At 62.5% G+C, this 22,108-nt stretch carries 17 protein-coding genes; 11 read left to right on the top strand and 6 right to left on the bottom strand.

What is annotated here, in order from left to right; translation table 11 throughout:
• Nucleotides 1-50 precede the first annotated feature (50 nt).
• Both PQR40_RS26355 and PQR40_RS26350 read left to right on the top strand, forming a co-directional pair.
• A complete protein-coding gene (locus PQR40_RS26355) occupies nt 51-527 on the top strand; it encodes a nitrate reductase associated protein (protein WP_408238775.1) in 477 nt (158 codons plus the stop codon).
• A 234-nt stretch (nt 528-761) separates the two neighbouring features.
• The gene (locus tag PQR40_RS26350) at nt 762-3,872 is read left to right on the top strand and encodes a sensor domain-containing protein (RefSeq protein ID WP_408510152.1); all 3,111 of its coding nucleotides are present in this window, start codon (nt 762-764) and stop codon (nt 3,870-3,872) included.
• A 33-nt stretch (nt 3,873-3,905) separates the two neighbouring features.
• Here the strand turns inward: PQR40_RS26350 and PQR40_RS26345 are convergent, their stop codons facing one another.
• Nucleotides 3,906-4,802 carry a LysR family transcriptional regulator gene (locus tag PQR40_RS26345; protein WP_408238781.1) on the bottom strand — a complete coding sequence of 299 codons (897 nt, stop codon included), beginning with the start codon at nt 4,800-4,802 and terminating at the stop codon, nt 3,906-3,908.
• A 182-nt stretch (nt 4,803-4,984) separates the two neighbouring features.
• Between PQR40_RS26345 and PQR40_RS26340 the strand changes: the two genes are divergently transcribed.
• A complete protein-coding gene (locus PQR40_RS26340; RefSeq protein WP_408510151.1) occupies nt 4,985-6,247 on the top strand; it encodes an MFS transporter in 1,263 nt (420 codons plus the stop codon).
• Nucleotides 6,248-6,415: 168 nt separating this feature from the next.
• On the opposite strand, the gene PQR40_RS26335 is transcribed toward PQR40_RS26340, so the two are convergent.
• On the bottom strand, nt 6,416-7,030 hold the full coding sequence (locus tag PQR40_RS26335; protein WP_408510150.1) for a glutathione S-transferase: 615 nt from the start codon (nt 7,028-7,030) through the stop codon (nt 6,416-6,418).
• Between the two features lie 160 nt (nt 7,031-7,190).
• On the opposite strand from PQR40_RS26335, the gene PQR40_RS26330 reads away from it, so the two are divergent.
• Both PQR40_RS26330 and PQR40_RS26325 read left to right on the top strand, forming a co-directional pair.
• Nucleotides 7,191-8,096 carry a LysR substrate-binding domain-containing protein gene (locus PQR40_RS26330; RefSeq protein ID WP_408510149.1) on the top strand — a complete coding sequence of 302 codons (906 nt, stop codon included), beginning with the start codon at nt 7,191-7,193 and terminating at the stop codon, nt 8,094-8,096.
• Between the two features lie 225 nt (nt 8,097-8,321).
• A complete protein-coding gene (locus PQR40_RS26325) occupies nt 8,322-8,657 on the top strand; it encodes a DUF4148 domain-containing protein (RefSeq protein ID WP_408215903.1) in 336 nt (111 codons plus the stop codon).
• Between the two features lie 140 nt (nt 8,658-8,797).
• Here the strand turns inward: PQR40_RS26325 and PQR40_RS26320 are convergent, their stop codons facing one another.
• Nucleotides 8,798-9,193, bottom strand: a complete 396-nt coding sequence (locus tag PQR40_RS26320) for an acyl-CoA thioesterase (RefSeq protein ID WP_408510148.1) — start codon at nt 9,191-9,193, stop codon at nt 8,798-8,800.
• 299 nt (nt 9,194-9,492) lie between these two features.
• Here PQR40_RS26320 and PQR40_RS26315 point away from each other — a divergent pair, with 299 nt between their 5' ends.
• Nucleotides 9,493-11,379, top strand: coding sequence for an ABCB family ABC transporter ATP-binding protein/permease (locus PQR40_RS26315; protein ID WP_408238798.1), 1,887 nt, complete (start codon nt 9,493-9,495; stop codon nt 11,377-11,379).
• Between the two features lie 157 nt (nt 11,380-11,536).
• On the opposite strand, the gene murU is transcribed toward PQR40_RS26315, so the two are convergent.
• Together murU and PQR40_RS26305 are read right to left on the bottom strand one after the other, a co-directional pair.
• Complete coding sequence (gene murU / locus PQR40_RS26310) at nt 11,537-12,250, bottom strand: N-acetylmuramate alpha-1-phosphate uridylyltransferase MurU (RefSeq protein ID WP_408510147.1); 714 nt, start codon at nt 12,248-12,250, stop codon at nt 11,537-11,539.
• A 3-nt stretch (nt 12,251-12,253) separates the two neighbouring features.
• Entirely contained in the window at nt 12,254-13,345 is a 1,092-nt protein-coding gene (locus PQR40_RS26305) for an aminoglycoside phosphotransferase family protein (protein WP_408510146.1), read from the bottom strand.
• A 222-nt stretch (nt 13,346-13,567) separates the two neighbouring features.
• Here PQR40_RS26305 and lptD point away from each other — a divergent pair, with 222 nt between their 5' ends.
• The 4 genes from lptD to rsmA all read left to right on the top strand — a co-directional run bounded on the left by lptD (nt 13,568) and on the right by rsmA (nt 19,422).
• Nucleotides 13,568-15,925 (top strand): LPS-assembly protein LptD, encoded by a 2,358-nt coding sequence (lptD, locus tag PQR40_RS26300; RefSeq protein WP_408510145.1) that lies wholly within the window; start codon nt 13,568-13,570, stop codon nt 15,923-15,925.
• Between the two features lie 67 nt (nt 15,926-15,992).
• Nucleotides 15,993-17,354, top strand: coding sequence for a peptidylprolyl isomerase (locus tag PQR40_RS26295; RefSeq protein WP_408333220.1), 1,362 nt, complete (start codon nt 15,993-15,995; stop codon nt 17,352-17,354).
• Between the two features lie 5 nt (nt 17,355-17,359).
• The gene (pdxA, locus tag PQR40_RS26290) at nt 17,360-18,370 is read left to right on the top strand and encodes a 4-hydroxythreonine-4-phosphate dehydrogenase PdxA (RefSeq protein ID WP_408238813.1); all 1,011 of its coding nucleotides are present in this window, start codon (nt 17,360-17,362) and stop codon (nt 18,368-18,370) included.
• A 179-nt stretch (nt 18,371-18,549) separates the two neighbouring features.
• Nucleotides 18,550-19,422, top strand: coding sequence for a 16S rRNA (adenine(1518)-N(6)/adenine(1519)-N(6))-dimethyltransferase RsmA (gene rsmA / locus PQR40_RS26285; RefSeq protein ID WP_408510144.1), 873 nt, complete (start codon nt 18,550-18,552; stop codon nt 19,420-19,422).
• A gap of 68 nt (nt 19,423-19,490) precedes the next feature.
• Here rsmA and PQR40_RS26280 read toward each other — a convergent pair whose 3' ends face one another.
• Complete coding sequence (locus PQR40_RS26280) at nt 19,491-20,426, bottom strand: DMT family transporter (RefSeq protein WP_408510143.1); 936 nt, start codon at nt 20,424-20,426, stop codon at nt 19,491-19,493.
• Between the two features lie 469 nt (nt 20,427-20,895).
• On the opposite strand from PQR40_RS26280, the gene PQR40_RS26275 reads away from it, so the two are divergent.
• Nucleotides 20,896-22,005, top strand: a complete 1,110-nt coding sequence (locus tag PQR40_RS26275; RefSeq protein ID WP_408238822.1) for a porin — start codon at nt 20,896-20,898, stop codon at nt 22,003-22,005.
• Nucleotides 22,006-22,108 lie beyond the last annotated feature (103 nt).

Raw genomic sequence — 22,108 nt, 5'->3', positions numbered from 1 at the left:
TACCTCAAGCTGGGCTTGCGCGTTGCCCGTCACTCAAGAGGAATACTGTCATGGGACTCAACGAAGCACCGCTTCTGTTCAACTTCGAAGTCGCGTCTTCGGAGAATTTCACCTACATCCCGATGTCGGTGCGCTTCAATCTCGATCGCTTCGGGCTGCGCATTACGCTCGAGCAGTGGCAATTGCTGCCGCTCGAGGATCGCAAGCTGCTGGCGCGTTTCCCGGTCGAAGAAGACGCGGAAATCGAGCCGAATTTCGATCATGCATTGTTCGAAATGCTGCGCACGCACGCCAACGTCGAACCGGAGTGGTTCACGCCGGAGGAGGCGCCCGCCTGGCGTCGTGCCGATGCCGTCCCGGATGGTGTCGCGCGCCAGGCAGGACTAGCCGGCCTGCCCGCGCCTGGCGTCGCTCAGTGGGCCGAACTCGCACCGTTCAAGCGCTACGTACTCGCCAAATTGTCGCGCAAGGCGGAAGCCAACCACGACTTCATTCCCGCGATGAAGGAATTTGGCGCGGCCGGCTAGGTGCGGCCGGCTAGGCGCTGCTGGCTACGTGCGACTGGCCAGGCATCCCGGCCGGGCACCCCCGGCCAGCCGCCCCCGCCAAACCCGCGAATTATTTCGCGATACCCCCTCAACCTGTTCCGAACCCTGCCGTTATCCATGGGTTGGCGTGTAAAAAGACTCGACTCGATGCGACCCGACGCGTCGAAAGCGACCCCGCGCTCCCGCCCTCAGAACGATTGACGTTCGGAACCCATGACTCCTTTTTTATCGAAGCGGCTGCTGATCAATCTGGCAGTCGTCGCCGCGGCAGTCGGCGCGAACGCGTTCGTCGCCTATACGCAGATTTGCGGGCAGCGCGACGCCGACGCACGCATGCTGCGTTCGACGAGCGTGCGTCAGCATCTCGACGCCTACCATACGGCGCTCGACGGCGGGCTGGCCGCGCTCGGTCGTTTCGAAGCCTCGGGTGAGGCTGCGCCTGTCAATGAGGCCACTGCCACGGCGGCCTCGCTGGCCGGTCTGGAGCGCGAATTACGCACAGAGCTCGCCGCCGAACCGGCCATGCTCGACACGCTCGCGAGGCTGAGTGCGGACAGTCACGCGCTGGAACGCGACATCGACGACGCGCTGTTGAAGAGCAGCAGCGCCACGCCGACCGAACCGCGCGCGTGGGCGGCGTCGACCTATACGCATCTCGGGCTGGGTCTCGACCGTGTGGAAGCCGGTCTGGCGACGTTACGCAAGCAGGAGGATCAGGCGTTGCAGGCGTCGCTCGCGGCATCCACGAGCGAGACCCAGCGTGCCATGTTCCTGCTGATCGTGACGATGCTGGCCGGCAGCGCACTCCTGATCTTCACGTTCGGCGCCCGCGAAAGCCGCGCGCGCGCGAAACTGCGCAGCGTCCGCGCACTCAGCCGCAACGACGAACGGTTTCGCGGCCTGTTCGATGATCATCCGGTACCGATGTACATTTTCGATCGCGAGACGCTGCGCTTTCTCGCCGTGAACGCGGCTGCGATCCAGCAATACGGCTACACGGAAAGCGAATTTCTCGGCATGACGATTCGCGCGATCCGGCCGAATGCCGAAATCTCGCGTCTCGAATCGCATCTGCAGCGCAGCGACGTCCTGCAACAGGGCCGCACAATGGCGGGCGTCTGGCATCACCGGCGCAAGGACGGTTCAATGATCAGCGCCGACATTTCGTATCACGCGATCAACTTCATGGGCCACGCCTCCTTCTTCGTGCTGGCCGATGACGTCACTGAACAGATCAACGCCGAAGCCGAAGCGCAGCGCTCGAACCAGATGCTTGAGACGGTGATCGACAATATTCCGCAGCGGATTTTCTGGAAGGACCAGGCGTCGCGCTATCTCGGCTGCAACATGGCGTTCGCGCGCGATGCGGGGCTCTCTTACCCTGAGCAGGTGGTGGGCAAGAGTGATAGCGACATGCCTTGGCGCGCCTTCGCCGATCTGCTGAACGGGCACGATAAAGAGGTGGTGACCACTGGCGTGCCGAAGATGAACTTCGAGGTCGATGTGGTGATCGACGGCGTGCACCGCACCACGGTCACGAGCAAGCTGCCATTCACCGACAACGACGGCCGCGTGATTGGCGTGCTCGGTTCCTACACGGACATTACCGAGCGCAAGCGCGCCGATCTGGCTTTGCGTCTGCAAAGCCGCGCACTCGATGCCAGCGTCAACGCGATTCTGATTACCGCGCCATCGCCGTCGGGCAATCTGATCGAATACGTGAACCCCGCATTCAAGCGTATCACCGGTTACGATCCCGCCGAAGTGATCGGCCAGGATTGCCGTGTGCTGCAGCGCGACGACCGCGCCCAGGAAGGCGTCGCGTTAATTCGTCAAGCGCTCGAGGCGAACCGTGAAGTCAGCGCAGTGATGCGCAACTATCGCAAGGACGGCGCACTGTTCTGGAATCAGCTGTTCATTGCACCGGTGCCGAACGCGGAGGGCGTGATCACGCATCACATCGGTGTAATCAACGACGTGACCGACCTGATCCGCTATCAGGAGCAGCTCGAATATCAGGCCAACTACGACAGTCTTACGCGGCTGCCGAATCGCAACCTGCTGCGCGATCGTCTGCAGCATGCGTTAATCGTGGCGCAGCGGCATCACAAGGGCGTTGCGGTCGTGTTCATCGATCTGGATGGCTTCAAGAACGTCAACGACAGCCTCGGCCATAGCGTGGGCGACCGCTTGCTGAGCGTGGTAGCCGAGCGGCTCGCGCGCTGCTCGCGAACCACCGACACGGTGGCGCGGCACGGCGGCGACGAGTTCGTCATTGTGATGACCGATACCGTGGACGAGCAGTCGCTGATCGCGTGGATGGAGCGGGTGCGCGCGTCGATTTCCGAACCGGTGTGGCTCGACGGCACCGAGTTGTATGTCGGCTGCAGCATGGGCGCGAGCCTCTTCCCGCAGGACGGCGAAGACGCGGAAACGCTGATGAAAAAGGCCGACCTCGCGATGTATCGCGCGAAGGACATGGGCCGCAACACGTTCCAGTTCTACCAGCCGGAGATGAATGCGAGCGCGGGTGCGCGCCTGAATCTCGAACGGCGTTTGCGCCGTGCCTTGCGCGACAACGAATTTCTGCTGCACTACCAGCCGCAGGTGGATATCGAGAGCGGACAGATTGTCGGCACCGAGGCGCTGGTGCGCTGGCACGATCCGGAAGTCGGGCTGGTGATGCCGTCGCTGTTCATTCCGGTCGCCGAAGAAAGCGGCTTGATCGGGCCGCTGTCGGAATGGGTGTTACGTGAGGCGTGTCGCCAGAACAAGGCATGGCAGGACGAAGGTTTGCCGCCGACACGGGTGTCGGTGAATCTGTCGGCACGCGTTTTTCAGCAGCGCGATATCGCGAAGCTTGTCATGCAGGTGCTCGCCGAGACAGGTCTTGAGCCGCAGTATCTCGAACTCGAACTCACCGAAAGCACCATCATGCGTAATGCCGAGGAGGCGGTGTCGATGCTCAACGAGCTGCACGCACTCGGCATCGGTCTCGCCATCGACGACTTCGGTACCGGCTATTCGAGCCTCAGCTATCTGAAGCGCTTCCCGGTGGACCGTTTGAAGATCGACCGCTCGTTCGTGTCGGATATCGGCGTGTCGGGCGACGATGAAACGATCACCTCGGCGATTATCGCGCTCGCGCATTCGCTGAAATTGCAGGTGATTGCCGAAGGTGTGGAGACGTCGGCGCAACTCGACTTTCTGAAAGAGCGTGCGTGCGACGAAATGCAGGGCTTCTACTTTGCGAAGCCGTTGTCGACGGATGCGATTTCGGCGTTGTTCCTGAGTGGTGCTGCACGCGAGCCCGCAGCGGTGTAACTCAGCGGAGCGCTATGCGAGATTCGCGTAGCGTTACGGCTCGCCGTCCGCCAGAATCCGCGCGGCCATGAAATCGATGAACACCCGCAACCGGGGCGGCACGCTGCGTCCGGCCGGCCAGACAATGCTCAGATCGATCGCCCGCTCCACGTAATCGTCGAGCACTATGCAAAGCGAGCCGTCCTTCAACGCTTGCCGCACTGAAAAATCCGGCATGCAGGCGATTCCCAAGCCGCGCATTGCGAAGCACACGCGCGTTTCAACGTTGTTGCAAACCATCGAAATCGGCAAGGTCACCTCGCGCTCACCCGTTTCGCGCCGCAATGGCCAGATCTCCAGCTTGCCGCTCGTCGGATAGCGGAAGTGCAGACAGACATGGTCCGCGAGATCGGTGGGCTTTTGCGGCGTGCCGTGCCGGGCGAAGTAGGCCGGCGCGCCGACCAGCACCACGCCGAACGAACCGATTTGCCGCGCGGCAAGCCGTGAATCCGCCAGCGAGCCGGTGCGCACGACGACGTCGAAACCTTCGTCGATCACGTCGACCACGCGGTCGCTGAAGTCCAGATCCAGTTCGATCTCCGGATACGCCAGCATGAAATCGGCGAGTACCGGCAGCACCAGCGAACCGACCAGCGGCAGACTCACGCGCAAGCGCCCGCGCGGCAAGCCGGCGCTTTGCGACATCTCCAGTTGCGCTGCTTCGATTTCGGCGAGGATGCGCCGGCTGCGTTCGAGAAATTGCATGCCGTCGGTGGTGAGCGTGATGCTGCGTGTGCTGCGATGAAACAGCCGCACGCCGAGCCGTTCTTCGAGGCGCGCGATGCGCTTGCCGACCGCCGACGCAGACACGCCGAGCAGCCGCCCGGCCGTGACGAAGCTGCGTGTTTCGGCCACCTGCACGAATACCAGAAACCCACTCAAACTTTCCACCGTCGCCTCCGATTCCGGACATATATGTCCGCAGACTGAGGAACTCTATCCCAGTTTTTCTTCGATTGCCGGGTTCGTATGATGGCCGCATCCCCATTCATTGGAACTGCCATGTCCGAATTGTCCAACGCTTCTCCCCATGCTGCGCTGCTCTCGTCCGGAGTTCAGGAGTCGAGCCGGCCATGAGCGAATTCGACCTGGATCGGGCCGGCGCCGCGGTGCGCCCGGCACACTCGACACAATCGTCCGATCGCTTGCCGCTGTCTGGTTTGCTCGCGCTCGCCACGGCCGGTTTTATTACCATCCTGACCGAGGCATTGCCCGCCGGGTTGCTGCGTGAAATGAGCGGTGACTTCGGAGTATCGGCGGCACTGATCGGGCAGCTCGTCACCGTGTACGCGGCGGGGTCGTTGCTGGCGGCGATTCCACTCGCGATCGCGACGCGCGGCTGGCGCCGTCGTCCGCTGCTGCTGATGGCGATCGCGGGTTTCGTCGTCGTCAATACGGTAACGACGTTGTCGACCAACTACACGCTCACGCTGGTCGCGCGGTTCTTTGCAGGCGTGTCGGCCGGCCTGGTATGGGCTCTACTCTCCGGCTACGCGGCGCGTATGGCGCCCGCGCATCTGCAAGGCCGTGCAATCGCCGTGGCGATGACGGGCGTGCCGGTGGCGTTGTCACTTGGCATTCCGTTCGGGACGCTGATGGGCGCTTCGATTGGATGGCGTTACACGTTCGGCGCGATGAGTGTGCTGACGGTCGTGCTGCTCGGCTGGGTGCGCTGGCAGGTGCCCGACTTCGCTGGTCAGCCGGCCGGGCGGCGAACGACGTTGCTTGGCGTGCTCGCCTCGCCGGGCCTCAAGGCCGTACTCGCCGTGATGTTCGCTTACGTGCTCGCGCACACCATCCTTTACACCTACGTCTCGCCGTTCCTCGCGCTCGCGCATTTGCAGGAGCGCGTGGATGCCGTATTGCTCCTGTTCGGCGTGATGGCCCTTGCGAGCATCGCGATCGTCGGTGTGCTGGTGGACCGGCATCTGCGCCGGCTGACGCTGATCAGTGTCGTGCTGTTCGGCGTAGCAGCCGTGATGCTCGGTCTGGCGAGCGATCTGCCGGCTGTTGTCTATGTCGGCGTGGGTGTGTGGGGGCTCGCGTTCGGCGGCGCCGCCACGCTCTTTCAAACCGCGTCGGCGCGCGCTGCGGGCGAGGGCGCCGACGTCGCGCAATCGATGATCGTCACGGTCTGGAACCTCGCGATCGCGGGCGGCGGGGCGTTCGGCGGCATTGCAATCGACCGGTGCGGCGCGGTCGCGCTGCCGTGGGCGGCTGCTGCGCTGTTGGTTGGCACACTGCTGTGCATCGGCATCAATGCGGTACGCCTGGGCCGTGCGCGAGCCGGCGGCAAAATCACGGCAGGGCGTCTCGGTGTCTGCAATGGGCCATGAGCGAAGCCAGTTGCTGGCCGCGCTTACCGTTCGATGGCTCGCTGCGCTGCGCCGATGTCCACCGCGTTCGCTGCTTTAGCGTTTCTGTCCGAACAGAATGCGATGCGCGGCGTCATCAAATCAGTCAGCGAAGCATGCCGCTTCGCCAGTACGACGCTCGCGCGCCGTTTATACCGCTGGCGTTGCGACGAACACCGGCAACTGCTCCGCCGCCTCGGAAAACGCCTGCAAGTGTGGATGGTCCGCCTTGGTGACGATCTCCGGCAAGAACATCTGCGTGAAATTCCATGCGACGGCCACCGCCACGTCGGCCGCGCCGAAATGATTCGGCTCGACCGGCAGCGGGGCCGATGCGAGTTCCTCTTCGAGTTCGCGGTAAGCGGCGTGCAATTGCTCGGTCACGCGATTGACCCACGGCTCATGCTGTTTGTCCGCCGGACGCAGATTGCGTTCGTAGACGATCTGCACGCTCTTTTCAGAAGCGGCCAGCGCAAGGCCCGTGAGGCGCGCGGCGCGCAGGCAATGCTCCGGTTGCGAAGGGAAGATCTGTTGATCCGGCGCGGCGAGCGTGGCGAGGTACTGCAGGATCACCGTCGAGTCCATCACGCGCTGACCGTTGTCGAGGATCAGGGTCGGCGCTTTCACGACCGGGTTGATCTTCGCGAACGCCTCATACGTGCTGAACACTGAAATCGACTGGTGCTCGAAGTCGAGCTTCAGCAACTTCATACAGATAGCGACGCGACGCACGTAGGGCGAATCCAGCATTCCAATCAGTTTCATCTCATTCCCGTTAGAAGATCTATATGAGTCGCCTGAGCAGGCAAGTATGCGGTCGTTCGCCTGTCAGGCAATACTTGCAGAGCGATGAAACCATAGATTAACCGTCTCGCCGAGGCAAAAAAAGCGACATTAATCGACGGTTTACGTCAGAATTTCTTACATGAAGCCCATTCCGCCGCTTACTGCTCTGCGCTGCTTCGAAGCCGTTGCCCGGCTCGGCGGCGTCACGCCGGCCGCGCGGGAGTTGCATGTCACGCATTCGGCGGTGAGTCAGCAGATTAAGGTGCTGGAAGAGTCAATGGGCATCGCGCTGTTCGTGCGGGAAGCGCGCGGCCTGCGGCTCACCGATGAAGGCCGGCTCTACTCGCTCGAAATACGTTCGGCGTTGCGCGACATCACGCATGCAACCCGCCGCGCGCAGGCCCGCCCACACGAAAGCGAGCTGGTCATCGCGACCGTGCCGTCGTTTGCGCAGCATTGGCTCGTGCCGCGTCTCGCGAGTTTCCGCGAGACGCATCCGTACTATCGAATCCGTCTGCTGACGAATCTGCAGGTCGAGGATTTGCGCCAAGGCGTGAGTGACATCGGCATTCGCATGGGGCAAGGGCATTGGCCCGATGTTGCACAGCAGAAACTGTTCGACGACGAAGTGCTGGTAGTCGCGGCGCCGCACTTCACGCTCGCGCCGGGCGGCCGCCTTCCCGTCACCGCTGAGGACGTGATCGCGTGTCCGTTGATCTCCAGCCCCAACACGCCGTGGACCGAATGGTGTCAGGCGGCGCAAGTGGCGGAGCCGGCCGCCGAGGCAGTCGTGCTGTCGGCGAACGATTCGAACATCGTGCTGGGCGCGGTTTTGCTGGGGCAGGGCATCGCGCTTGAACGGCGCAGTCTGGTCGCGCATGCGCTCGCAAAGGGCGATCTGGTGCAGATCACTGATATTCGCGTGCCGTACCGCTATCCGTACTGGCTGGTGTGGCAGCAACGCGAAATTCTGAACGCGAAACAGGCACATTTTGCGCAGTGGATCGAAGCGCAGGTTGACGCCTATTTGCATGGCGACGACTGAGCGCCAGTATCGCCTCGCGCCGTTCAGGCGGCACTTAGGCGGCGTTTCACCGTGCAAAGCGGTTTCCGGGCGAGTGGCAGTCGTATATATTCAGGTTTCCCGTCTCAGACTTCGCCGGGAACCATGAAGCATCGATTCACGTGGCGTTGCGCCCGCCTTTCGCTGCTCGCACTCCGTCAAGGGCGTTTCGCCGTCAAATATCTTCTAATACGACTGGAGAGAACAATGACTTCTTCACCTGCAAAGAAATGGGCTGTGTTGCTGGCATCGGTTGTACTGAGCGTGGCTTCTGTTGCACCTGCGTTCGCGCAAAGCGGCGGCGCTGGCGGTGGTTCGGCGGGCAGTGACTCCGATGCCGCCAAGCCGGTGGCCGCTTCCAAGGCAACCACCACCAAGGCCCAGCGCAAGGCCGCGCGCAAGCAGGCGCGGGCGAAGAAGAACGCCGAGCTGAAGCAATTGGAGAGCAACGGGTATAACCCGTCGCGCAACGATCCGAACTATCCGACGGATCTCCAGAACGCGCAGAAGAAGGCGGCGGCGGGCGCGGCGGCGAGCCAATAAGCCAGCAAGCCGGCTGCAGGCCGGGCAGCGGTTACCGGCTCCGCGGTGCTTGCGCTGAGCCGGCAACCGCAACCCGGCAAACACAACCTACGAAGCTAAACGAGGCGCTCAGGCGCCTCGTTTTCGTTAGTGTGTGCCGCTCAGTCCAGCACCGGCAGCGCACGCGGGCGCCGGTCGCTATCGGTTGCGACGTAGGTCAGGGTCGCTTCGGTGACCTTCACGACCTCTTCGGTCAGGCTCATGCGTTGCGCGTAGACCTCGACCGACACCGTCACCGACGTGTTGCCCGTCTTGACGATATCCGCGTAAAAGCTCAGCAGATCGCCGACGAAAACCGGTTGCTTGAAGACGAACGAGTTGACCGCGATGGTCGCCACCCGCCCGTTGGCACGGCGGCTTGCCGGAATCGAACCGGCAATGTCCACTTGCGCCATGATCCAGCCGCCGAACACGTCGCCGTGGACATTCGCGTCCGACGGTTGCGGCACGACGCGCAGCGCGCAATGCTTTTGCGGAAGTTGAAGAATATCGGTCATCGGGGCACCCTTGAAATTCGTAATGGCTCGGTCGGCTCGACAGGCTGGCGGGGGATTTCACGACGACTGCACGACGCAGCGACACCGCACAGCCGCACGACCCACGTGCAACCGACGGCCGGACAACCCATGAAAAGCGGCGCCAGCCAGCTTCTGCGACAATAGAAAGATCAGGAATTGTACGGGAAAGCGCCCAGCCGGGTCGCGAGCCATAAAGCAGGGTGCAGGGTTTGCACGCTGCCGGTCGACGCGCCGCTGCGAACTCCGTCGCTTCCACACTCTCCCCAGTAGCCGATCCCATGCGCCGTACGCCCTCGTCCGAACCTTCACCGATCTCGACCCAGCCGCGCAACGACTGGCAAACGATCCTGTCGCTGCTCCCATATCTCGCCACCTATAAATGGCGCGTGGGCTTTGCGTTGAGCTGCCTGATTGGCGCGAAGGTCGCCAATCTCGGCGTGCCGATCGTGATGAAGCGGATCATCGACGGCCTCGCCTCGGTGAAGCATCTCACCGCGCTCGGCCGCGCGCATGATTCACCGGGCATCGTGCTGCTTGGCGGGGTCGGTTTGATGGTGGTCGCCTATGCAGTGGTGCGGCTGTCCACCTCGCTTTTCACCGAGCTGCGCGAAATTCTGTTTGCGAAGGTGACCGAAAGCGCGGTGCGGCAGCTCGCGCTGAAAGTGTTCCGCCATCTGCATGCACTGTCGTTGCGGTTTCATCTCGATCGGCAGACGGGCGGCATGTCGCGCGATATCGAACGCGGCACGCGCGGCATTACGCAGCTGATTTCGTATTCGCTCTACAGCATTCTGCCGACACTGGTCGAAGTCGGTCTCGTGCTCGGGTTTTTCGTCATCAAATATGAGGCGTATTACGCGATTGTCACGTTCATTGCGCTCGCCGCGTACATCATATTCACCGTGAAAGTCACCGAATGGCGTACGCATTTTCGCCGCACGATGAACGATCTCGATTCAAAGGCGAATTCGCGCGCGATCGATTCATTGCTCAACTACGAGACAGTGAAGTACTTCGGCAACGAAGAGTGGGAAGCGCAACGTTACGACGAAAATCTCAAACGCTATCGCACGGCTGCGATCAAATCGCAGCGTTCGCTGTCGGCGCTGAACTTCGGGCAGCAGGCGATTATCGGCACGGGTCTCGTGTTCATTTTGTGGCGCGCGACCGAAGGCGTGATGGCTGGGCGCCTCACGCTCGGCGACCTGGTGTTGATCAACACCTTCATGTTGCAGCTCTACATTCCGCTGAATTTTCTCGGCGTCGTGTATCGGGAACTGAAGCAAAGCCTCACCGATATGGACCGCATGTTCACGCTGCTTGGCGCGGCCCAGGAGGTGCCCGATGTGCCGGACGCGCCAGAGTTGCGGGTGAGCGGTGCGCAGGTGCGCTTCGAGCATGTGAACTTTTCGTATGAGCCGGCGCGGAAGATTCTGCACGACGTGAGCTTCACAATTCCGGCGGGAAGTACCACGGCGGTGGTCGGCCATAGCGGCTCAGGCAAATCGACGCTCGCGCGGCTTATGTTCCGCTTCTACGATCTGGACCGCGCGACGGGCGGCGCGATCACCATCGACGGTCAGGATATTCGCGACGTCACGCAGGATTCACTGCGTGCTTCGATCGGCATCGTGCCGCAGGATACGGTGCTGTTCAACGATTCCATTTACTACAACATCGCTTACGGTCGTCCGTCGGCCACGCGTGAAGAAGTGATTGCGGCGGCGCGCGCGGCGCATATTCACGACTTCATCGAAGGGCTGCCGAAGGGTTACGAAACGCCGGTCGGCGAGCGTGGCCTGAAGTTGTCAGGCGGAGAAAAGCAGCGTGTTGCGATTGCGCGGACCATCCTCAAGAATCCGCCGATCCTGCTGTTCGATGAGGCCACGTCGGCGCTCGATTCGCGTTCGGAGCGCGCGATCCAGCATGAGCTCGATCAGATCGCCCGCGAGCGCACGACGCTGATCATCGCGCACCGTCTTTCGACGGTGGTGCATGCGCAGCAGATCATCGTGATGGACAAGGGGCGCATCGTCGAGCGTGGGACGCACGCCGAATTGCTGCGTGCGAACGGCTTGTTCGCGCAGATGTGGGCACTGCAGCAGCGTGCCGCAGAGGCGCCGGAGTCGGCTGAAACGGTGGGGGCGGGGGACGGCGGGCGGTGAGTTTTGCGGCGGCGGGGTGTGCCGCGTGTGCTTGTTGGATGGCACGTGTAGCGTGCCCGGCGCGGAGCGCCTGGCCTTCAGCGCCGACCTCCTGGCCTTGGTCGTTGTATGTTGAGCGCCGCGTTATCGCATGGTGCCGCTCAACGTCTTGCCGCGATCAGCGTTCGTTCAGACGCTGATCCAAAGCCTGTAGTTGCGCGGGTGTGCCGACGTTCTCCCACAAACCTTCATACAATTCGCCGCTCGCGAGACCGCGTGCAATCGTCTCGCGGTAGTAGGGTGTCAGCGCGCGCCGCGTGCCGCGCGGCAGATCGCGGAACATGCGGGTGTCGTATAGACCGATATTGCCGAACGTGAAGCGCGGCTGGGCGTCGAGCGATAGCATTCCATCGACCAAACCGAAGTCACCGTTCGGATGGAATGCCGGGTTCGGCACCATCACGAGGTGCATACCGGGCTCGGGCATTGCCGCGAGTTTTGCAGCGCGAGTATTCAGCGTTGCGTAATCGAAATCCGCACACACGTCACCGCTGACCGCGACGAACACTTCACTCGTACCGTCATCTTCGAGCAGCGGCAACGCCTGCACGATTCCGCCCGCGGTTTCCAACGCTTCATGCTCGGCCGAGTAGCGCAGTTGTACACCCCAACGCGAACCGTCGCCGAGCGCGGCCTCGATCTGTTCACCGAGCCATGCGTGATTGATCACGATGGTTTGAAACCCTGCCTTCGCGAGGCGTTCGATCTGCCACACGATCAACGGCTTGCCGCCCACTTCGAGCAAAGGCTTCGGGCGCGTGTCGGTCAATGGACGCATGCGCTCGCCGCGCCCGGCGGCGAAAATCATCGCTTTCTTCAGAGACATCGTCATCGGTCAGAACGTGTAGCCGACTTCATTCGCGCGGCCTTCGAGTTCGTCGAGCAGCTTTGCGAACGGACGCAGCGGCGCATAGCGTTCCGCGACCTTGCGGGCATAGCCGATGAAACGCGGCAGATCCTTCATGTAATGCGGTTTGCCGTCGCGGTAGTTGATCCGGCAGAACAGGCCCAGCACCTTGATGTGCCGTTGCAGCCCCATCCATTCGAGCTGGCGGTAGAACTCGCCGAAATCCGGATCGACCGGCAGGCCCGCTTTTCTCGCGCGCTCCCAGTAGTACACGAAGCAATCCAACTCGAACTCTTCGTCCCAGCTGAGGAACGCATCGCGCAGCAACGAGGCGACGTCGTACGTGATCGGGCCGTATACCGCGTCCTGGAAGTCCAGCACGCCGGGATTCACGGGATTGGGCGCGGCGGCGATCATCAGATTGCGCGGCATGAAATCGCGCAGCATGAACACCTGCGGCTGCGCCCGGGCGCTCGCGATCAGCAGCGCGAAGGTGCGATCGAGCAGCCCGCGGGTCTTCTCGTCGACCTCGCGGCCCAGATGGCGGCCGATGAACCACTCCGGCAGCAACTCCATCTCGCGGCGCAGGAAAGCTTCATCGAACGGCGGCAGCACGTCTTCGCGCGACGTGAGCTGCCAGCGGATCAGCGCATCGAGCGCGTCATGCATCAGCGAGCGGGCACGGCGGGGTTCATCCGCGCTTTGCGCTTGCGTCAGCGCGCCGAGGTACGAATCGGTGCCCAGATCGGTGACGAGCATGAACCCGGCGTCGAAATCGACCTCCAGCACGCGCGGCACATGCACGTCGGCAGCGTCGAGCAATTGCGCGATCTGCACAAATTCGCGGCACTTTTCGGGCGGCGGGGCATCGACGGCGATCAGGGTGCCGATGCCTTCACCTTCCGCCGCCTTACCGGCAAGCCGGAAATAACGGCGAAAACTGGCGTCGGACGAAGCCGGGAGAAGCGTGTCGAGATCAAGCGCATAGCGCGCTGCATGGGCGTTCAGCCAGGCCTTGAGCAGTTCGAGGCGGCAGTCGGTGAAATCTTGGGTAGTGTCTTTGGAAGGGGGGAGCGTCATGAAAACCGGCAGCAAATTCAGAGGGGCAACGTCTTGCCATATAATACCCCACGACTTTTTTGACGCGACTCACGCCAGTTTTCGCGCATTCTGCTTTACCGCCCGCCTCATCGTTCGACAGATTGTAAACATTGATGTGCAGCCGACTGTCACGGTCGGGATGTGCAGGCGGTGGATCGTGACTGCAGGAGCTGATGGACGGGTCGATTCGCCAAACGATACATGCCGCCTAGACAGCTTTCCCAAACGACTCCCTCTTGTGCCGTAGTGCCGCGCAAAAGGCGGCTCGTAGCGGCGTTGATCGCCGTTCCGGGCCTGATGCCCGCGCTTGCCCACGCCCAGCTAGTGGGGGAAGCCGCGCAGCCGCAACCTATCGACGCGCCCTGGGGCATGCAGCTTGCCCCACAGCTCGAAGAACATCCATTGCAATCAGGCCAGAAGCCGGCCACCTTCGTGCTCGGCGACACGACGAGCGGCACCACCGACCAGGACATGGCCGCGAAAGGCTCGGCCGAGGTGCGGCGTAACACTTTCGTGATCAAGGCCGACGCGCTGCACTACGATCAGGACACGGACATGGCCGACGCATATGGCCAGGTTCACCTGAACAACAACGGCGCCACGTTCGCCGGCCCGGAAGCGCATATGCGGGTGGACTCGAGCGAAGGCTTCATGTCCGCGCCGAAGTACCACTTCAACGTAACGGGTGGCTCGGGCAGCGCGGAGCGCGTCGACCTGCTCGACAACGAGCGCTCGGTGTTCACGAAGGGTACGTACACAGCGTGCTCGTGCACGGAGAATCCGGCCTGGTACATCAAGGGCAGCGAGTTCGATTTCGACACCGGCGCGGACGAAGGCGTCGCGTATAACAGCGTGCTGTTCTTCCAGGGCGTGCCGGTATTCGCGTCGCCGTGGCTGTCGTTCCCGCTGTCGGGCGAACGGCGCAGCGGGGTGCTGCCGCCCACGTTCTCGCTCAGTTCGTCGAACGGCTTCGAACTGTCGGTACCGTATTACTTCAACATCGCGCCGAATCGCGATCTGATGGTCACGCCGCGCCTGATTTCGAAGCGCGGTGTGCAGTTGCAGACCACGTTCCGCTACCTGTCGCCCACGTATTCCGGTTCGATCACCGGCGAGTATCTGCCGGACGACCACCTGACCCACACCAACCGCTACGCGCTGTACATCCAGCACAACCAGAACTTCGGCAACGGGTTCGGCGGTTATATCTACTACAACAAGGTCTCGGACAACACGTATCCGGAAGATCTGTCGTCGTCGGTCAGCCAGTTCATGAACGGCACCCAGCTCCTGTATCAACAGGAAGCAGGGTTGACGTACAACAACGGCCCGTGGTCGGTGCTCGCCCGCGAACAGCACTGGCAGACGCTGACGCCTTCGGTGGCGCCATACGGCCGCGAGCCGCAGTTGAACGTGAAGTACGCGAAGTACAACGTCGGCGGCTTCGACTACGGCGCGGAAGCCGACTACTCGAATTTCCGCATCACCACCGCGGACACGACCCAGGGTCAACGGGTGATGTTCAACCCGTACCTGTCGTATTCGGTGGTCGGGCCGGGTTACTTTGTGACGCCGAAGGTGCAGTGGCACTTTGCGTCGTACAACCTGAACAATATTGCTACACCCGGTACGCCGAAGAATTTCACCGAGTCGATCCCGACGCTCTCCTTCGACACCGGGCTGATTTTCGACCGTTCGGTGCGGATCTTCGGCGAGGATTACATCCAGACGCTGGAGCCGCGGCTCTACTACGTCTACACGCCGTACCGCAACCAGGAAAACGCGCCGCTGTTCGATACGGCCGACTCCGACTTCGGGCTGGCGGAAATCTTCACGCCGAACACATTCGTCGGTAACGACCGGATCGCCGACGCGAACCGTCTGACCGCGGCGATTACCACGCGCTTCATCAACCCGGCCACGGGTGACGAACGCGCGCGCTTCGTGATCGCGCAGCAGTATTACTTTCAGGATCAGCGCGTCACGCTGCTGCCTACGCAGACCAGCACGCAGGCCACGCATTCGGACCTGATCGTGGGTGCGTCGCTCAAGCTCGGCGCCGGTTTCGCGTCGGAAACGGCGTTCCAATATAATGCCGACAACAATCAGTTGACGAAGACGAGCATCGGCTTCGGGTTCAGTCCGGCTACCAGCAAGGTGATCAATGTCGCGTATCGCTACACCCGCGCGAACACCACGCTGGACAACCAGCCGATCAATCAGGTGCTGATCTCGGGGCAGTGGCCGCTGACGCACCGTGTGTACGGGGTAGGCCGCTTCAATTACGACCTGGGCGGCCATCGGATCGTCGACGGTCTGATCGGCCTGCAATACGACGCCGACTGCTGGACGCTCGGCGCCGGGATTCAGCGCTATGCGAACGGGGTGAACACTTCTTCCCAGCAACAGACAGGCACGCGGTTTCTCGCGCAGTTGACGTTCAAGGGCTTGTCGAGCGTCGACAACGGGCTGATTTCCGCGTTCCGCGCCAGCGTGGCGGGGTACACGCCGTTGCCGCCGCCGCCGCCGCCGGAAGCGCGTTTCACCAATTACGAATGACGCTCGCCCGATCATTTATAGAATGCGAAAAGACGGGCCAGGCGCGCCCGACATCATTGGAGTATCTGTGGCAATCATGAAAAAGCTTCGCTTGGCAACGCTTGCGGCCGGTTTTGCCGCTGTGGCGTCTTTCCTGTCGGTTGCGCCGGTTCAGGCGCAGGCGCTCTCCAGCAATAGCGGCCAGACGGTCGACACTATTGCCGCAGTGGTCAACAATGGTGTCATCACGCGGCGCGAGCTCGACGAGCGCATCGGCCTGATCACCCACCGGCTGAACCAGCAGAACGCACCGGTCCCGCCGATGGACCAGTTGCGCCAGCAGGTGCTCAACCAGATGGTGCTGGAACGCATCCAGTTGCAGAAGGCGAAGGAAGACGGCATCAACATCGACGACGCCGCCGTGCAAAAAACGCTCGAGCGGCTCGCGCAGGCGAACAACATGTCGCTCGACATGTATCGCTCGCGTATCGAGGCGCAAGGCGTGCCCTGGACCACCTTCACGAACGACGCGCGCACCGAGCTCACGCTCTCGCGTCTGCGTGAGAAGGAAGTGGACAGCAAGGTCACGGTATCGGACGCCGAAGTCGCGAACTACATTGCCAGCCAGCGCGGCCCGAACTCCGGCCTGACGAGCGATCTGCACTTTCAGCACATCTTCGTGAAAGCGCCGCTGAACGCCTCGGAAACCGACATCGAAACCGCGCAGAAAAAGGCTCAGGCCCTGCTGACTGAAGCCAAGGGCGGCGCCAACTTCGAAAAACTGGCGAAGTCGAATTCGCAAGCGCCGGATGCGTCGAAAGGTGGCGATACGGGTTTCCTGCCGCCGTCCAAGCTGCCGCCTGAGTTCGTCAAGGCCGCCTCGGCTCTGCGCCCGGGCGAGGTCGCTCCGGATGTGATCCGCACCAACGATGGCTTCGAAGTCGTGCGCCTCGTCGATCGTCGCGCGGGGCAGGGCACCAGCTCCGATGCACCGAAGCTCGTGCAGACGCACGTTCGCCACATCCTGCTGCGCGTCGGCGACGGCATGTCCGAACCGCAGGCACGTCAGAAACTGCTCGAAATCAAGAACCAGATCGCCGCAGGTGGCGACTTCGCGAAGTTCGCGCACACCTACTCGCAAGACGGTTCGTCGTCGCAAGGTGGCGACCTCGGCTGGATCAGCCCGGGTGAGACAGTGCCGGAATTCGAGCGTGCCATGAACAGCTTGCAGGACGGTCAGATCAGCGACCCGGTGCGCAGCGAATACGGCTATCACCTGATTCAGGTGCTGGGCCGTCGCGAATCGGAAGGTTCGGTTTCACAGCAGATGGATCTGGCCCGTCAGGCGATCGGTCAGCGCAAGGCGGAACAGGCTTACGCTGACTGGCTGCGCGAACTGCGCGACACCGCCTACGTGGAAGTGAAGCCCACTCTGACCAGCTCGCAATAAGCATCATGACAACCGCCGCGCAGTCCACCAGCCTTCCGTTGCAGATCGCGATCACGACCGGCGAGCCAGCCGGCGTAGGCCCCGAACTGACCGCGCAGGCGCTGGCGGGCGCGGCGGCGCACTGGCCGGGAGCACAGTTCACCGTGCTGGGCGATGCGGATTTGCTGGCTGAACGCGCGCGCGCGGTTGGCGTCGATTGGGCTGCGCTGGTGGCGGACGGCAAGCGCGTGCAGGTGCAGCATCGGCCGCTCGGCGCGCCCTCGCTGGCCGGCAAGCTGGACGCCGCCAACGGCCGCTACGTGCTCGATCTGCTCGACTGCGCGATCGACGGCGCCGTGGCTGGCACGTTCGACGCGATCGTCACCGCGCCGCTGCAAAAAAGCACCATCAACGATGCCGGCGTGCCGTTCACCGGCCACACGGAATATCTGGCCGAGCGCACACACACGCCGCGCGTGGTGATGATGCTGGCCGGCACCGGCAGGCGCCCGTTGCGCGTTGCGCTTGCTACCACGCATCTGCCGCTCAAAGACGTCTCCGCCGCGCTGACGATCGAAGGCATCGTTGAGACGCTGCGCATCGTCGATCACGATCTGCGTCACCATTTTGGTTTGCCCGCGCCGCGTATTCTCGTGACGGGTTTGAACCCGCATGCGGGCGAAAACGGTTATCTGGGCCGCGAGGAAATCGAGGTGATTTCTCCCGCACTGAAGCTCGCGAACGAACAAGGTATCGACGCGCCCGGTCCCTATCCGGCGGATACATTGTTCCAGCCGCGTTATCTGGAACAGGCCGACTGCGTGCTGGCGATGTTCCACGATCAGGGCCTGCCGGTGTTGAAATACGCAACGTTCGGCGAAGGCATCAACGTCACGCTCGGCTTGCCGATCATCCGCACCTCGGTCGATCACGGCACAGCGCTCGACTTGGCCGGCACCGGCCGTGCCGACGCAGGCAGTCTGATCGCCGCGATCGATACGGCGGTTTCGATGGCGCAGCACCGCCGCGCGGGCTGATACTGCCGTGTCGATCGCGTCCTCCCGCCGAGCGGTCTGATCCAGCGGCGTCGATGGCGTAGCATTGCCGGGCAGGCCGTTTCAGCGGCGAGATCGCACGGTTTTATCAGCGTTTGCCGCGATTGCGGGTTGTTCCGCTTGCTCTCTTTTAAGCAGTTCTCTTTCTTAGCGTTTCTTCGATGTCCACCAGCAGACAGCAGCAGGGCCGGCACCAAGGCCATATCGCGCGCAAGCGTTTCGGACAGAATTTTCTGGTCGATACGGGCGTGATCGATTCGATCGTCGACGTGATCCGGCCGCAGCGCGGCGAGCGCATGGTCGAGATCGGGCCGGGGCTCGGCGCGCTCACCGAGCCGCTGATCGAGCGTTTGGCGACGCCCGAGGCGCCGTTGCACGCGGTGGAACTGGATCGGGATCTGATCGGCCGCCTCAAGAAAAAATTCGGCGACCTGCTCGAACTGCATGCGGGCGATGCGCTCGCGTTCGACTTCGGAACGCTGGCTGCACCAGGCGAGAAGGCGTCGCTGCGCATTGTCGGCAATCTGCCGTACAACATTTCGAGCCCGTTACTGTTTCATCTGACCGCGTTCGCGCATCGCGTGATCGATCAGCATTTCATGCTGCAAAACGAAGTCGTCGAGCGCATGGTGGCGGAGCCGGGCACCAAGGCGTTCAGCCGCCTTTCGGTGATGCTGCAATACCGCTACGTGATCGACAAGCAGCTCGACGTGCCGCCCGAAGCATTTAACCCGCCGCCGAAGGTTGATTCGGCGATTGTGCGGATGATCCCGTACGAACTGCATGAACTGCCGCCCGTGGACCAGCGTGTACTTGGCGAAGTGGTGATGGCGGCCTTCTCGCAGCGGCGCAAGATGCTGCGCAACACCCTGGCCGCGTTTCGTGACTCGGTGGATTTCGAGGCGCTAGGCTTCGATCTGCAACGCCGCGCCGAAGACGTGCCGGTGGCTGAGTACGTGCGTGTGGCGCAGATCGTGGCGGCTTCGCCGACGCGCGGCGCAGCGGCCGCCGCCGCAGAAACTGACGAGGCGTGAACTGCGCAGTTCAGGCTTGAAGCAAGCGCGCTGCGCCCTGCAGCGCGCATGAAATCCCACCCACGTTTCTAAACCGTTGGCCGCTTCACCGGTGCATTGACCAGCGCGATGCCGGTCAGCACCAGCACCGCCGCCATCAGAAAGCGCAGGCTGAACGACTCGCCGAGCAACAGCACGCCGAAGGTCACGCCGAACAATGGTGTCAGGAACGAGAACACCGACAGGCGCGACGCGATGTAGCGCGTCAACAGCCAGAACCACACCAGATAGCTGACGAACGCCACGACCACCGCCTGATACGCGAGGCTCACCACCGCCAGCGGGGTGACGGTTGCCACGTGCGCCTGGCCGAGCCCGAGCGCAAGTGCGAGCAGGACGATCGCCGACACCATCAATTGATAGAACAGCGTTTTGCTGGCGCTCGATTGGGCGAGGCGTGTGGCGCGCACCACCACGGTGGTCGCGGCCCACGCGATGCCGGCCAGCACGCCGAGCGCGTCACCGGCGACACCCGTCAGTGTCGCCCCCTGCGCCGCATGCCCGTGCAGGAAGCCGTCCGCGAACGCCAGCGTCATACCCGCAAACGCCACCAGGATGCCGAGCCACTGAATGCGCCGCATCCGCTCGCCGTCGACGAACCAGTGCAGCCCGAGCGCCGTGAAGCACGGTGCGGTGTACAGAAAGACCGCCATGCGCGACGCGCTGGTCAGCGTCAGGCCGAGAAAAATGCATACAAATTCCCCCGCGAACAGCACGCCCGCGAGCAAGCCCGCGCCCAATGTGCCGTCATCGCGAAAGAGCGGCGTGCCGCGTGAGCGTGCCCAGCCCCATACCAGCAAGGCCGCGATCGCCGAGCGCAGGCCCGCCTGGAATACCGGCGGCAGTGCTGCGTTGGTGCTCTTGATCGCGACTTGCTGGAGTCCCCAGATCGCACACAAGCCGACCATCAACAGGATGGCGAAGCTATCTGGAGTGCGGCGCGCGGGCGGGGCGGTGGTGCTCATGGGTTTGTGGCGTGACGAAAAGAACGGGCGGTGTGAAGGGTCGGCGGTCAGTATGCGGTCGCGGCACGGATCGCGGTAGTCGGCCGAATGGCTAGTCTGACTTTTAAACCGGCTTAACAGGAGCAGAAGAGCAGCGATAGTTCATACGATATCAAAATCGTCCGCGCCGGGATGCGATGACCCCACCGTCTACGCGTGCTTCCTGCAAGCTGCAAGCACTTCGATGACATAACAACACTTACTTCAGTCTATTTTCTTACGGTCCCGGTTTCGCGCTAAGGTTCACCCACGTGCATTTCATCAGGTCATTCAAACGGCCTGCATTGGCCGTCGTGCAGGGATTCTATGTGGGCCCTTCACCTTGACCGTCGATCTGCGCGGCCTCAATGAGCAGCGTGCCGGTACTTTGCATCAGGCGTGACGGTGTCGAAATATCCGCGAAAAGCGGAAACCTGTACGAGGAGACAATATGAAGAACGTATCCAGGTGGGCAATGGCAGCTGTGCCCGCAGCGTTGGCGTGCCATATGGCGCATGCTCAATCGAGCGTGACGCTCTACGGAGTGATCGACGAAAGTGTGCGATATCTGACCCACGCCAACACAGCCGGCGATTCGTCGATCGGGCTCGGCAACGGCGGCATGACCGAGAGCCGTTGGGGCATAAGGGGCGTCGAGGATCTGGGCGGCGGCTGGTCTACGTTCTTCAAGCTCGAAAACCGTTTCTACATGAACGGCGGCCAAAGCGATCCCACCCTGCCGTTCTTCAATGAGGCGCAAGTGGGCGTGCGCTCGGACTCCTATGGTCAAGTGATCCTCGGCCGTCAGTACAACGTGATGATCGAGGGCATTACCATCGGCGGCTACGGCAGTAATCTCTGGATTCCATACGATTTCAGCTTTCAGCCGGAAGTGACCATGACCGGTGGTATCTGGACCAGCAACCAGGTCCAGTATCAGGCGAAATATGCCGGCTTCCATCTTGCCGCCGGCTACGCATTCGGCGGTAACGCAGGCAATTCGTACGGCAGCCAGGTCGGCCTGGCGCTTGCTTATGCACCGGGTGGCCCGTTCACCTTCGGCGGCGCGTATCAGGAGTCGAAAGATTCGGTCAACGGCGCAGCCGCGAAAGCGTGGACCTTCGGCGGTTCGTACACGTGGAACATGACCCGCTTCTCCGTCGGCTATATCGTCGATCAGAATGACGCCGGTTTTTCGAATTTCGCCAACGGGCCGTTCACCGCGCCTGCGTTGGCTGCGCTCAAGTACACGGATTTTTCGCGGCGCCGCATGATCATGGGCGGCATCACGCAGCAGGTCGGCACCACGTGGCACTTCGCCGCGAATGTCTGGCGTACTTTGCAGGACGGCAAGACCGCCGCGCAGGACGGTTCGGCATGGCAGTACCAACTGGTCGCCGACTACAACCTGTCGAGGCGCACGGATGTCTATCTGGAGGGCGATTACTCGCTATACCGGGGCGACCTGATCGGGGCGCAGTTGCAGGGCGTCAATGGTGTCGGTCTTGCGCAGAAGGGTAGTCAGATCGGCCTGATGGCCGGTATACGGCATCAGTTCTGAGCCCTTACCAACTCCAGCGCGCGCCCAGATTACCCTCCACCGTGCTGCGGTGCTCGCCGTTCACATTCATGGCGTAACTCGCGGTGGCGAACACGCTGCCGCG

Source organism: Paraburkholderia sediminicola (genome assembly GCF_046026855.1).
GTDB lineage: Bacteria > Pseudomonadota > Gammaproteobacteria > Burkholderiales > Burkholderiaceae > Paraburkholderia > Paraburkholderia sediminicola_A.
This window is presented reverse-complemented; position numbering and strand designations above follow the sequence as displayed.